We start from the raw sequence: 13,026 nt of genomic DNA, 5'->3' as shown, positions 1-13,026 counted from the left end.
GACGACGCACCCGCGCCGCCGAAACCACCACACGCATCAACACCGAACGCAGACTCAACGCGTGCGAGGCCACCGTCGTACCCTGAGCACGGATAGTCCTCCGCGGCAAGTTTTCTCGCCGAATACGCCCCGACTGCAGGTGCACCACTCGCCAATATGCGCCAGGTGGGCAGCCGCACCGCGCCGCGCCCAATACTCGCGAATTCTGCGTCGCCGTCGTGATCACAGCGCTGCCACAACCGTGCGGCAGAAATCGACGCCAAACGCCCCCGCGAGCCCAATGCGGTGTTTGGCTTCCGCCTCAACGGGCACGCCTCTAGCACGACTTCGAGGAGGATGCCCATGCGCGCAGTGACCTGGCAAGGCCGACGGAAGGTCTCCGTCGACAACGTGCCCGACCCGACGATCAAGGAACCCAACGACGCGATCATCCGCGTCACCAGCACCAATATCTGCGGCTCGGACCTGCATCTGTACGAAGTGCTCGGCGCGTTCATGAGCGAGGGCGACATCCTCGGGCACGAGGCGATGGGCGTGGTCGAGGAGGTCGGCCGCGATGTCGACGGCTTGAAAGTCGGCGACCGCGTGGTCATCCCGTTCAACATCTCCTGCGGCCATTGCTTCATGTGCGACCAAGGACTGCAGAGCCAATGCGAGACCACCCAGAACCGAGACCAGGGCACAGGCGCCGCCCTCTTCGGCTACTCCAAGCTCTACGGCGAGGTCGCCGGCGGCCAAGCCGAATACCTACGCGTTCCCCAAGCCCAGTACACCCACATCAAGGTGCCCGTCGACGGGCCTGACGAACGCTACGTCTACCTCTCCGATGTGCTGCCCACCGCCTGGCAGGCCGTCGAATACGCCGCGGTGCCCGACGGCGGCACCCTGGTGGTCCTCGGCCTCGGCCCGATCGGTTCCATGGCTTGCCGCATCGCCTCACATCGCAAGGGCTGCAAAGTGATCGGCGTGGACTTGGTCGACGAGCGCCTCGACCGAGCCCGCGACTACTGCGAGGAGGTCATCGATCTCCGCCGCGACGACGCCGACGAAGTCGTCAAGAGCCACACCCAGGGCCGCGGCGCCGACTCGGTGATCGACGCCGTCGGGATGGAGGCCCACGGCTCCCCGATCGCCGAGGCCGCGCAGACTGCCAGCGGGTTCCTGCCGTCCCCGGTGGGACGGGTCGTCATGAAGCGCGCCGGCGTCGACCGGCTCGCCGCGCTCAACTCCGCCATTTCCCTGGTGCGTCGCGGCGGCACCATCTCACTGTCCGGCGTCTACGGCGGCGCAGCCGACCCGATCAACCTGATGACGTTGTTCGACAAGCAGATTCAGCTCCGGATGGGTCAGGCCAACGTCAAGCGCTGGGTGCCCGACATCATGCCCCTGCTCACCGCCGACGATCCGCTCGGCGTCGAGCAGTTCGCCACCCACCGGCTGCCGCTCGAGGCCGCACCCGGGGCCTATGAAACCTTCCAGAAGAAAGAGGACGGCATGGTCAAGGTGGTGCTCACCCCGTAATCGGGTAACCGGCCGACATGGACCAATCCGAAGCGCCACTCTTGGATGCTCTGGTCGACTACCGCAAGCGTGACCGCTATGGCTTCACCCCACCCGGTCACCGCCAGGGCCGCGGCGTCGACGACCGCGTGCTCGGCGTGCTGGGCCCCGAAGCCTTCCGGGACGACCTGCTTGCCAACGGCGGCCTCGATGACCGGCGTTCGAGCAACAAATACCTCCAGCGCGCCGAGGACTTGATGGCCGAAGCCGTCGGCGCCGAGATCGCCTGGTTCTCAACCTGCGGCAGCTCCCTTTCGGTGAAAGCGGCGATGATGGCCGTCGCCGGCGGCCCGGACCAGTCCGCGGGCTCGTCAGGCGGCAGCCTGATCGTCCCCCGCGACAGCCACAAATCCATCGTCGCCGGGCTGATCTTCTCCGGTGTGCAGCCGCGTTGGGTCACCCCGCGCTGGGACGCCGACCAACACATCTCTCATCCGCCGTCACCCGCGGAGTTCGAACGAGCGTGGGACGCCCACCCCGACGCCGCAGGCGCGCTCGTCGTCAGCCCCAGCCCCTACGGCACCTGCGCCGACATCGCCGGCATCGCACGCGTGTGCCACGACCGCGGCAAGCCGCTCATCGTCGACGAGGCATGGGGCGCACACCTGCCGTTCCACGAGAAGCTCCCGACGTGGGCGATGGACGCCGGCGCCGACGTGTGCGTCGTGAGCGTGCACAAGATGGGCGCCGGGTTCGAACAGGGATCGGTCTTTCACCTGCAAGGCGATCTGATCGACCAGACCCGCCTTTCCGCATGCGCCGACCTACTCATGACCACCAGCCCCAGCGTGCCGATCTACGCCGCGATGGACGGTTGGCGCAGACAGATGGTCCAGCACGGCCACGACCTCCTCGGCGCCGCAATCGAATTGGTCGGCGGACTGCGCGACGACATCGAGCTGATCCCCGACATCGAGGTACTCGACGCCGAGCTTCTCGGCGTCGAAGCCTCCCACGACCTCGACCGCCTCCAAGTGCTGATCGACGTGTCCGGCGCAGGAACGTCGGGCTACCAGGCCGCCGACTGGCTGCGTGAACACCGCCAGATCGACCTCGGCATGAGCGACCATCGACGCATTCTCGCCACGATGTCGTTCGCCGACGACAAACTGACCTGCGAACGGCTGCTGGACTCGCTGTGGGCCTGGCGCAAGGCCGCCAACGACTTCGACAAACCACCACCGGTGCGGCTGCCGTCGCCGGAGGAGATCGAATTGGAGACCGTCAAGCTGCCCCGCGACGCGTTCTTCGGCCGCACCGAAGCAGTACCCGCCGACAAGGCCGAAGGCCGCATCGCCGCCGAGCAGATCACGCCCTACCCGCCCGGCATCCCCGCCGTCGTCCCGGGTGAGCGGCTCAACACGGCCGTCATCGACTATCTGCGTACCGGCCTGCAGGCCGGCATGAACCTCCCGGATGCCGCCGATCCATCACTGCAGACCTTCCGGGTGGTGGCCTAGCGGAGCCTGGTTTGGCGGCACCGAATTCTGGCAACATTACTGCTGAGTAAGAAGTTTCCTCCGATATCCACCGGGTGGGGCACATGACGGACATGACGGAAATTTCCCTCGTCGCGCAGGACGAGGGCGGCGGCGCCGCACTCAACGAAGTCATCGGCCTGTCGATCTTCGCGGTCGTGGTCACGGCATTGCTGCTGTGGATCGGCTGGCTGCATCGCAGCCGCAAGATCACCTGGCTGACCCGCCTCGCCGACTGGTCGGGGCGCCGCTTCAAGCGCCCGCCGTGGGTGGCGCTGCCCATCGCACTGTTCATCACCGCGATCATCTGCGCGCTGTTCGGCTTCATCTGGGACGTCAGCCTGCACATCGGCGCGGGCCGAGACGAGGGGCCCCTTGCCAACCCCGCGCACTACTTCATCCTGGCCGGGCTGTTCTTCATCTTCGTCGCGGGCTGCCTTGCGATGGTGTTGCCCCTTGGGGGAGCCGAAGACAAACCCGGCCCGTCGGCCGTGAGGATCACCGACAGCTGGTACGCACCGGTCGGCGGCATCGTGATGGCCGGCTGCGGTCTGTACGCACTCCTGGGCTTCCCGCTCGATGACATCTGGCACCGGATCTTCGGTCAGGACGTAACACTTTGGGGTCCCACCCATTTGATGATGATCGGCGGTGCCGGCTTCTCCACCCTCGCGGCCCTGTACCTCGAGCACGAGGGGCGGCGAGCGATGGGTGACGAGAAGCCGCGCGACGGCATCGGCCTCAAGTTCGTGCAGTATCTGGCCTTCGCCGGCGTGCTCATCGGCATGTCGGTGTACCAAATCGAGTTCGACTTCGGCGTACAGCAGTTCCGCCAGGTGTTCCAGCCCATGCTGATCGCCGCGGCCGCCGCCTTCGCGTTGGTCGGCGCCCGGATCTTCATGGGGCGCGGGGCGGCGATCCTCGCTGCGCTGCTCGCGATCGGACTGCGGGGCCTGGTCTCACTTGCGGTCGGACCGGTGCTCGACGCGCCGAACAGCTGGTTCCCGCTCTACCTCGGCGCGGCCGTCCTCGTCGAGTTGATCGCGCTGACGCCGCTGCTCAAGCGGCCGATCGTGTTCGGGCTCGTCAGCGGTCTGGCGATCGGCACGGTCGGGCTCTGGCTGGAATCGTTGTGGATCAACGCGGTTTACCCATATCCGTGGGAGACCAGCCTGTGGCCCGAAGCCCTCGCGATGTCGGTTCCCGTCGCGGTGCTCACCGGCGCCTGCGGCGCGATGCTCGGCATGGTGCTGTGCGATCAGCCGCTGCCCGGACGCGCGATCGGGATCGGGCTGGTCGCGCTCACGGTCGTCGTCATCGGTGCCGCCACCGCCAACGGGCTGCGCTATGACGTCCCCGAAAGCGCCACCGCCACAATCACTCTCACTGAGGCACCGAGTATCGGCGACCAACGGCAGGTGACCGCAGACGTCCAGCTCACGCCCGCGAACCTGCTCAGCGAGAACCCCAACTGGGTGTCGGTGCTGGGTTGGCAGGGCGGCATCGCGAACCAGCGCGGCCTGTTCATCGACCACCTCGAGACCGTGGGTCCCGGCCACTTCCGCTCGACCGAGCCGATGCCGGCGTCTGGCTCTTGGAAGACGCTGCTACGCGTACACGACGGCAAGACGTTGGCCGCGGTGCCGATCTATCTGGCCGCAGACCCGGGTATCGGTGCGACAGAGGTGCCCGCCGAAGCGACGATGACGCGGCCGTTCGTCGCCGAGATCACGATTCTGCAGCGCGAGCGCAGCCCCGACGTGCCCGAAACGCTATGGCTCATCGGCTGTTTGATCGTGCTGTTCTGCACGCTGGTCATGGTCGCCGGGGTCACCTGGGGCGCGGGACGGCTGAACAAGTCCGAACCGAGCGGCAGCGAGGCCGAGTTGCGACCCACCGCTCAGGCGTGACGGCATGACGGCTGTGCCCAACGACCCGAACGTCGTCATCCTCGCCGACCATCCGATTTGGCTCGCCGTGCCGGCGTTCGCCCCGGCGATCGTGGTCGCCGGCGTCGTTGCTTACATAGCGGTGAAGAACCGCCGCAAGCCCGGAAACAAAGATGGAGGATCGTGATCAGTCGTAAGGCACTTCTCGTCCTGGCCACCGCCGCTCTCGTCGCCGCCGGATGCGGCTCGCAAGACGGCGACACCGCGGAGGGAACGTCGCCGCCCGCGTCGCCCGCGAGCCCGTCGGACTTGACCGATCAGCAGCGCCCGGCCGACCGCGTCACCCTCGATCTCACCATTGAAGGCGGACAGGTCGATCCCACCAACGAACAGCTGGAGGCGAAGGTCGGCGAGCCGATCGTGGTCCGGGTCAACAGCGACGCCCCCGACGAACTGCACGTGCACTCCACCCCCGAGCACAACTTCCAGATCAAGCCCGAGCCCGGCCAGCAGTTCCAGTTCACCGTCGACATCCCCGGCCGGGTCGAAGTGGAGCTGCACGACGCGAACAAGATCGTCGCGACCATCCAGGTGCGGTGAACACCGACCCGTCGCAGGTCGTGCTGGCGCACGGCCTTGGCGGCTCGACCGATCTGCCGATCCCGTTCACCTACGCCCTGATCGGTGCGGCGTGGACGCTGACATTCACCTTCGCGGTCGTCGCGTTCGCATGGCGGCAACCCCAGTTCGACCCCGACAAGCCGGCGCGCCCGTTGCCGCGCTGGGTGACGACGGTGATCGATGCCCCAGCCACCCGATGGACCGTCGCGCTGGCGGGGCTGCTGTTCGCCGTATGGGTCGCGGTGGCGTCGTTCATCCGGCCGCAGAACGCCGACAATCCGCTGCCCGGTGTGTTCTACGTGCTGCTGTGGGTGGGTCTGGTGGCTCTGTCGCTGGTGGCCGGCCCGGTGTGGCGGGCGATCTCACCGATTCGGGCGGTGCATCGGCTGCTGGGCTGGCGTTCCCTGCGCCGCGCCTATCCGGCGGCGCTGGGCTACTGGCCCGCCGCGCTGGGCCTGTTCGCGTTCGTGTGGCTCGAGCTCGCCAGCCCCGACCCCGGATCGCTTGGCGCCATCAGGATTTGGTTGCTGATCTATCTGGTCGTCACCCTGGCCGGCGGGCTGTGCTTCGGTCGGTGCTGGTACGGCCGCGCCGACCCGTTCGAGGTGTACAGCATCGCGGTGTCGCGGCTGTCGCCGTGGCGGCGCGATCCGCGCAGCGGCCTGGTCGCCCTCGGCAATCCGTTCGACCACCTGCCGTCGCTGCCGATCCGGCCGGGCGTCGTCGCGATCATGGCGGTGCTGCTGGGATCGACGGCCTTCGACAGTTTTTCGGCGCAGCCGCGGTGGCGCAACTTCGTCGACGAGCACGCCACGTCGACCCTGACCGCCACCGTGATCCAGACTGCGGGCCTGCTGCTGTTCATCGGGGTCGTCGCGGCCACGTTTTGGTTGGCGGCCGTCGCGACCGGAGGCGTCGACCGCGGGCGGCGACGTGCGCTGCCCGGGCAGATGGCGCATTCGCTGATCCCGATCGTGATCGGCTACGTGTTCGCGCACTACCTGACCTATCTGGTGGAACGCGGTCAGCAGACGGTCTTCCTGCTGTTCGGGCTGGATGCCGATGTCAACTACGTGCTGTCCCTCCATCCTTCGGTGCTGTCCACCATCAAAGTCGGTTGCGTGCTGGCGGGCCACGTCGCCGGCGTCGTCGCCGCCCATGACCGCGCGCTGCGTCTGCTGCCCGCGGGCCATCAGCTGACCGGCCAGCTGGCGATGATGCTGGTGATGGTCGGTTACACCTTCACCGGGCTGTATCTGCTCTTCGGCGGATAACGGCGCTACGGTTGGGGTATGAAAGCGCTGATCATCGTCGACGTGCAGAACGACTTCTGCGAGGGCGGATCGCTGGCCGTGACCGGCGGCGCCGAGGTGGCGCGCAACGTCACCCGGCTGCTCGCTGACCGCTCCGACTATGCGCACATCGTGGCCACCAAGGATTTTCACATCGATCCCGGTGACCACTTCTCCGACACCCCCGACTACAAGGTGTCGTGGCCGAGGCACTGCGTTGCCGACACCCCGGGCGCGGAATTCCATCCGGACTTCGACGCCAGCGCCGTGGAAGCCGTGTTCCGCAAGGGCCACTACTCGGCGGCCTACAGCGGCTTCGAGGGCACCGACGACGACGGCACCCCGCTCGCCGACTGGCTGCGGCAGCGCGGGGTCGACGAGGTCGACGTGGTCGGGATCGCCACCGACCACTGCGTGCGGGCCACCGCCACCGACGCGGCCAAGGCCGGGTTCACCACGCGCGTGTTGCTGGACTACACCGCCGGTGTGGCACCGGAGACGACCGAAAAGGCCGTCGAGGACCTGCGCGCCGCGGGCGTACAGGTCAGCTGATCTCGGCCCGCACCTGGTGCGCGGCCGCCACCATGTTGCGCAGCGACGCGGTCACCTCGTCCGGTTGGCGGGTCTTGAGCCCGCAGTCCGGGTTGACCCACAGCCGTTCCGCGGGCACCGCACGCAACGCCGCGCGCAGCTTCTCGGCCATCTCCTCGGTGCTGGGCACCCGCGGCGAGTGGATGTCGTACACGCCCGGCCCGACGCTGTTGGCGAAGCCCGCGGCGTTCAGGTCGTCTAGCACCTCCATGCGCGACCGCGCCGCTTCAATGGAGGTGACGTCGGCGTCGAGATCGGCGATGGCGCCGATGATCTCGCCGAACTCCGAGTAGCACAGGTGGGTGTGGATCTGGGTGTCGTCGTTGACCCCCGACGTCGCCAGCCGGAACGCGTCGACCGCCCACTTCAGGTAGGCGTCCTGGTCCTTGCTGCGCAGCGGTAACAGCTCCCGTAGCGCGGGCTCGTCCACCTGGACGATCGTGATACCCGCGGCTTGCAGGTCCACGGTCTCGTCGCGGATCGCCAGCGCCACCTGGGCGGCGGTGTCGGCCAGCGGCTGGTCGTCCCGCACGAACGACCACGCGAGGATTGTCACCGGGCCGGTGAGCATTCCCTTGACCGGCTTGGCGGTCAGTGACTGCGCATAGGTGATCCAGTCCACGGTCATCGGCTTGGGCCGGGCCACGTCGCCGAACAGAATCGGCGGGCGCACGCACCGGCTGCCGTAGGACTGCACCCACCCGTTCTGGGTCGCCAGGAACCCGTCGAGTTGCTCGGCGAAATACTGCACCATGTCGTTGCGCTCGGGCTCGCCGTGCACCAACACGTCGATGCCGAGATCCTCCTGAAGCCCGATCACATCGGCGATCTCGGCCTTCATCCGCCGCTCGTACTCGGCGCGGTCGATCTTGCCGGACCGCAGCTGGGCACGGGCCCCGCGGATCGCCGGCGTCTGCGGGTAGGACCCGATGGTCGTGGTCGGCAACAGCGGCAGGTTCAGCCGCGCGTTCTGCGCGGCCCGGCGCTCTTGGGCGGGCCCGCGCCGCGACCCCGACGCGGCGATCGACGAGATCCGTGACCGCACATCGTCGTTGGTCAAGCGCGAGTCCGACCGGCGTGACGCGATCGCCGCGTCGGAGGCGGCGACTTCGGCCTCGATCGCGTCGCGGCCGTCCCGCAGCCCGCGTGCCAACGTCACGACCTCGGTGACTTTTTCGGCACCGAACGCCAGCCAACTGCGCAGCGCGGGGTCGATGTCGTCCTCGGCATCCAGCGAGTAGGGCACGTGCAGCGTCGAGCACGACGTCGAAACCGCCACGGCCCCAGCTAGTCCCGACAGCCTCGCCAGCACCTCCGACGCGTTCCGCAGATCGGTGCGCCACACATTGCGGCCGTCGACGATGCCCGCGACCAGCAGCTTGTCGGCCAGCTCGGGCACCGCCGCGACGGCCGACGCACCGCCGGCCACCAGATCGACGCCCACCGCCTCCACCGGTGTGCGGGCAAGCGCGGGCAGCGCGTCGGTGAGTTCGCCGAAGTAGCTCGCCACGAACAGCGACGGCCGCTTGGCGACGTGGCCAAGCGTTCCATAGGCGCGGTCAGCCAACTCGGCGGCGTTGGCGACGATGTCGGTCACCAGCACGGGTTCGTCGAGCTGGATCCAGCCGACGCCCTCATCGGCGAGCAGCTCCAACAGTTCGGCGTACACGGCGACGAGCTCGTCGAGTCGGCCGACCGGCGCGTCGGCGCCGTCCACGGCCTTCGACAGTGCCAGAAACGTGATCGGGCCGACGACGACCGGCCGGGCCGGGACGTCAAGCGCGCGGGCCTCTTTCAGCTCGGCGAGCACCTTGGCCGGGTTGAGCGAGAACCGGGTGTCGGGCCCGAGCTCGGGAACGATGTAGTGGTAGTTGGTGTCGAACCACTTGGTCATCTCCAGCGGGGCGACCTCGTCGGTGCCGCGGGCGGCCGCGAAGTAGCGGTCGAGATCGTCGTCGATGCCCGCGACCCGTGCGGGCAGGGCACCGAGCATCACCGCGGTGTCGAGCACATGGTCGTAGTAGGAGAACGTGTTCACCGGCACGGAGTCCAGGCCCGCTGCCGCAAGCGATTCGATGGTCTTGCGGCGCAATGTCGCGGCCACCGCCTCGAGCTCGGCGCGCTCGATGCCGCCGGCCCAGTACTTCTCCAGCGCACGCTTGAGTTCCCGGTTCGGGCCGATGCGGGGTGACCCGAGAATGGTGGCGGTGAAAGGTGTGGCGGTCATGCTTCGTCCTCTATTACGGCGTGACGGTTCATCGCCGGGGGACGCGTACCGAATGCGGGTACACCGCTTCGGCCACTGCCCATTCCGCGAGGCGATGAACCACCGGACGCGGCGCGCCCGGTACAGCCGGCAGGTCTTCGGACTCACGGGCACGCACCGAGGTGCTCCTACTGGCCGTCGCTTCCCAGCCCGGGTGGGCCAGTGCCGTTGACGGCGGTCGTTCCCGTACACCGCTGCGGGACAGTCCCGGATTCTCACCGGGTTCCCTCTCGCCACCCGCCTCACGGGAGGTGGGTGGCTCGATGCCGACGCCCAAACCTCAACGCCGACAGACCAGCTGCACCGCCCAGCCTATCCGACTGTCGGGTCCACCGGATTGCCCGTCCACCGCGGCGGCCGACCGGCCAGGTGCGCACGCACCCCTTCTCTCGCGTCCTCGTGCGCCATCAGCCGCAGATGGATCTCGGTCTCGCGGCGACCCACCGCCGCGCGATCCAGATCGAACGAGTCCCACAGCAGCCGTTTGCTCGCGGCCACGGACATCGGCGCGGCGTTGTCGGCGATGTCATGCGCCACCTCCAGCGCGGCGGCGAGGACGTCGTCGGCGTCGAGGACCCGGCTGCCCAGTCCCAGCTCGACCGCGCGTCGACCGTCGAAAGTGGCTCCGGTCAACAGGATCTCGGCGGCGTTGGCGATGCCGACCAGCCGCGGCAGCACCCAGTGCGAGTAGGCGTCGCCGACCACGCCGCGGCGCACCTGCACGACGCCGTAGCGAGCGTCGGCGGCGAAGAACCGGAGATCGCACTGCAACGCCAGCGTCAGCCCCAACCCGATGGCGTGGCCGTTCACCGCGGCGATCACCGGCTTGCTCAGCGACCAGGCGGGCACGTCGATACCGGAGGCGCTGAACCCCGCGCCTGGCCGGGCGAACGTGTCTTCGCCAGATGACAGGTCCGCGCCCGCGCAGAACGCCGGCGGAGTGCCGGTCAGCACCACGGCCCGGATGCGGTCGTCGCGGTCGCAGCTGCGGTAGGCGTCGGCGAGTTCCTCCCGCATACCGTCGCCGATCGCGTTCCGCTGCCTCGGACGGTTCAGCGTGATGGTCGCCACCCCACCGTCCACCGCGGTCAGCAACGTCCGATACGCGCGCATCGTGTCAGCTTTCCTTCACGTTCGAGCATCGCGATTGCGAAGCGACGCGATTGGGCATTCCCCGTATCGTCTCGTCAACTGATCACTGGAGCGTGCAATTTTGGAAGTCTGGCCCGGCAAGGCGTATCCCCTCGGCGCCACCTACGACGGAGCCGGAACGAATTTCGGGCTGTTCAGCGAGGTCGCCGACAAGGTGGAGCTGTGCCTCTTCGACGCTGACGGCACCGAGTCGCGGGTGATGCTGCCCGAGGTCGACGGGTTCGTCTGGCACGGCTTCATCCCGAACATCGAGCCCGGGCAGCGCTACGGCTACCGGGTGCACGGGCCCTACGACCCGGCCGAGGGGCTGCGCTGCAACCCGAACAAACTGCTGCTGGACCCGTACTCGAAGGCCATCGACGGCAACTTCGACTGGAACCAGTCGCTGTTCGGCTACACCTTCGGCGATCCCGACAGCCGCAACGACGAGGACTCGGCGGCCAGCATGCCCAAGTCCGTCGTGATCAACCCGTTCTTCGACTGGGGCAACGACCGCTCGCCGGGCTACGAGTACGCCGACAGCGTCATCTACGAAGCCCACGTCAAGGGCCTGACCCAGACGCACCCCGACATCCCCGACCAGATCCGCGGCACGTATGCCGCCGTCGCGCATCCGGCGATCATCGAGCATCTGACCTCGCTGGGCGTCACCACGCTCGAGTTGATGCCGGTGCACCACTTCGCCAACGATTCCACGCTGCTGGAGAGGGGCCTCACCAACTACTGGGGTTACAACACCATCGGCTTCTTCGCCCCCGACTTTAAGTACAGCTCCAGCCCCAACCCGGGTGGGCAGGTGCAGGAGTTCAAGGCGATGGTGCGCACGCTGCATGAAGCCGGCATCGAGGTGCTGCTCGACGTCGTCTACAACCACACCGCCGAGGGCAACCACCTGGGGCCGATGGCCAGCTTCCGCGGCATCGACAACCCCGCCTACTACCGGTTGGTGGAGGACGACAAGCGCTACTACATGGACTACACCGGCACCGGCAACAGCCTCAACGTCGGGCACCCGCATTCGTTGCAGCTGATCATGGACTCGCTGCGGTACTGGGTCACCGAGATGCACGTCGACGGGTTCCGGTTCGACCTGGCCTCGACGCTGGCCCGCGAGTTCTACGACGTAGACCGGCTGTCGACGTTCTTCGAACTCGTCCAACAGGATCCGACGGTCAGCCAGGTCAAGCTGATCGCCGAGCCGTGGGACGTCGGACCGGGCGGCTATCAGGTCGGCAACTTCCCGCCGCAGTGGAGCGAGTGGAACGGCAAGTACCGCGACACGGTTCGCGACTACTGGCGCGGTGAGCCGGCCACCCTCGACGAGTTCGCCTACCGGCTGACCGGCTCGGCCGACCTCTACGAGCACACCGCGCGCAGACCCGTCGCGTCCATCAACTTCGTCACCGCGCACGACGGCTTCACGCTTCGGGACCTGGTGTCCTACAACGAGAAACACAACGAGGCCAACGGCGAGGACAACAACGACGGCGAGAGCCACAACCGGTCCTGGAACTGCGGTGTCGAGGGCCCGACGGACGACCCGGAGGTCAACGCGTTGCGGGCCCGGCAGCAGCGCAACTTCCTGACCACCCTGCTGCTGTCGCAGGGGGTGCCGATGATCAGCCACGGCGACGAGCTCGGCCGCACCCAGCAGGGCAACAACAACGTGTACTGCCAAGACAACGAGCTGTCCTGGATCGACTGGGAGAACGCCGACACCGAGCTGATGGAGTTCACCCGCACGGTGTCCGCGCTGCGCGCCGCGCACCCGGTGTTCCGGCGCCGCCGGTTCTTCTCGGGCGACACCGTGCGCGGCCACGGCGGCACTGCGGGGCTGCCCGACATCGCGTGGTTCGCCCCGGACGGCTCGGAGATGAGCGACGAGGATTGGGAGAGCGGGTTCGCCAAGTCGATCGCGGTGTACCTCAACGGCCACGGTATCCCGTATCTGGACGTGCGCGGTCAGCGGGTGATCGACGACTCGTTCCTGTTGTGCTTCAACGCCCATTACGAACCGATCGAGTTCGCGGTTCCGCCAAGCGAATTCGCGGCTGGATGGCTTCCGGTCGTCAACACCGCGGCCGATGCCGAGGCTGATCAGCCAGAGGTCGCGGCGGGCGAGAAGGTCAGCGTCGAGGCGCGCTCGGTGCTGGTGCTGCACGCACCGCTCGAGTGAC

Annotated in this window: 10 protein-coding genes and 1 riboswitch; of the genes, 8 read left to right on the top strand and 2 right to left on the bottom strand. The window is 67.8% G+C overall.

From position 1 onward, the window contains the following. Positions 1-342 precede the first annotated feature (342 nt). From MELE44368_RS17160 to pncA, 7 genes are all read left to right on the top strand, one after another. Complete coding sequence (locus MELE44368_RS17160; protein ID WP_128109567.1) at positions 343-1,521, top strand: zinc-dependent alcohol dehydrogenase; 1,179 nt, start codon at positions 343-345, stop codon at positions 1,519-1,521. A 17-nt stretch (positions 1,522-1,538) separates the two neighbouring features. After that, positions 1,539-3,020 (top strand): aminotransferase class I/II-fold pyridoxal phosphate-dependent enzyme, encoded by a 1,482-nt coding sequence (locus MELE44368_RS17155; protein ID WP_128109566.1) that lies wholly within the window; start codon positions 1,539-1,541, stop codon positions 3,018-3,020. Positions 3,021-3,103: 83 nt separating this feature from the next. Then, the gene (locus MELE44368_RS17150; RefSeq protein ID WP_128109565.1) at positions 3,104-4,948 is read left to right on the top strand and encodes a hypothetical protein; all 1,845 of its coding nucleotides are present in this window, start codon (positions 3,104-3,106) and stop codon (positions 4,946-4,948) included. Positions 4,949-4,952: 4 nt separating this feature from the next. Then, positions 4,953-5,114: a hypothetical protein gene (locus MELE44368_RS26690; protein ID WP_164890132.1), complete on the top strand. Its 162-nt coding sequence runs from the start codon at positions 4,953-4,955 to the stop codon at positions 5,112-5,114. After that, a complete protein-coding gene (locus tag MELE44368_RS17145; RefSeq protein ID WP_128109597.1) occupies positions 5,108-5,527 on the top strand; it encodes a hypothetical protein in 420 nt (139 codons plus the stop codon). The genes MELE44368_RS26690 and MELE44368_RS17145 overlap by 7 nt, the downstream gene beginning before the upstream one ends. Next, positions 5,524-6,822, top strand: a complete 1,299-nt coding sequence (locus MELE44368_RS17140) for a hypothetical protein (protein ID WP_128109564.1) — start codon at positions 5,524-5,526, stop codon at positions 6,820-6,822. The genes MELE44368_RS17145 and MELE44368_RS17140 overlap by 4 nt, the downstream gene beginning before the upstream one ends. A gap of 18 nt (positions 6,823-6,840) precedes the next feature. After that, positions 6,841-7,392: a pyrazinamidase PncA gene (pncA, locus tag MELE44368_RS17135; protein WP_128109563.1), complete on the top strand. Its 552-nt coding sequence runs from the start codon at positions 6,841-6,843 to the stop codon at positions 7,390-7,392. On the opposite strand, the gene metE is transcribed toward pncA, so the two are convergent. Continuing rightward, entirely contained in the window at positions 7,385-9,658 is a 2,274-nt protein-coding gene (gene metE / locus MELE44368_RS17130) for a 5-methyltetrahydropteroyltriglutamate--homocysteine S-methyltransferase (protein WP_128109562.1), read from the bottom strand. The two genes, pncA and metE, sit on opposite strands and share 8 nt — an antisense overlap. A 111-nt stretch (positions 9,659-9,769) precedes the next feature. Next, positions 9,770-9,953: riboswitch (cobalamin riboswitch) on the bottom strand. Positions 9,954-10,009: 56 nt separating this feature from the next. After that, positions 10,010-10,810, bottom strand: coding sequence for an enoyl-CoA hydratase/isomerase family protein (locus tag MELE44368_RS17125; RefSeq protein ID WP_128109561.1), 801 nt, complete (start codon positions 10,808-10,810; stop codon positions 10,010-10,012). 100 nt (positions 10,811-10,910) lie between these two features. Between MELE44368_RS17125 and glgX the strand changes: the two genes are divergently transcribed. Further along, complete coding sequence (glgX, locus tag MELE44368_RS17120) at positions 10,911-13,025, top strand: glycogen debranching protein GlgX (protein ID WP_241566662.1); 2,115 nt, start codon at positions 10,911-10,913, stop codon at positions 13,023-13,025. The last annotated feature ends 1 nt before the right edge of the window (position 13,026 follow it).

Origin of the sequence: Mycolicibacterium elephantis DSM 44368 (assembly GCF_004014805.1) — a bacterium.
GTDB lineage: Bacteria > Actinomycetota > Actinomycetes > Mycobacteriales > Mycobacteriaceae > Mycobacterium > Mycobacterium elephantis.
Note: the sequence above shows the minus strand (reverse complement) of the source record. Positions and strands in the feature narration are given on the sequence as shown.

What these genes read in the sequence shown, in the direction of transcription:
- MELE44368_RS17155 (WP_128109566.1), top strand. Translation starts at nt 1,539, where the DNA reads ATGGACCAATCCGAAGCGCCACTCTTGGATGCTCTGGTCGACTACCGC.
- metE (WP_128109562.1), bottom strand. Translation starts at nt 9,658, where the DNA reads ATGACCGCCACACCTTTCACCGCCACCATTCTCGGGTCACCCCGCATC.
- pncA (WP_128109563.1), top strand. Translation starts at nt 6,841, where the DNA reads ATGAAAGCGCTGATCATCGTCGACGTGCAGAACGACTTCTGCGAGGGC.
- MELE44368_RS26690 (WP_164890132.1), top strand. Translation starts at nt 4,953, where the DNA reads ATGACGGCTGTGCCCAACGACCCGAACGTCGTCATCCTCGCCGACCAT.
- MELE44368_RS17125 (WP_128109561.1), bottom strand. Translation starts at nt 10,810, where the DNA reads ATGCGCGCGTATCGGACGTTGCTGACCGCGGTGGACGGTGGGGTGGCG.
- MELE44368_RS17150 (WP_128109565.1), top strand. Translation starts at nt 3,104, where the DNA reads ATGACGGACATGACGGAAATTTCCCTCGTCGCGCAGGACGAGGGCGGC.
- MELE44368_RS17160 (WP_128109567.1), top strand. Translation starts at nt 343, where the DNA reads ATGCGCGCAGTGACCTGGCAAGGCCGACGGAAGGTCTCCGTCGACAAC.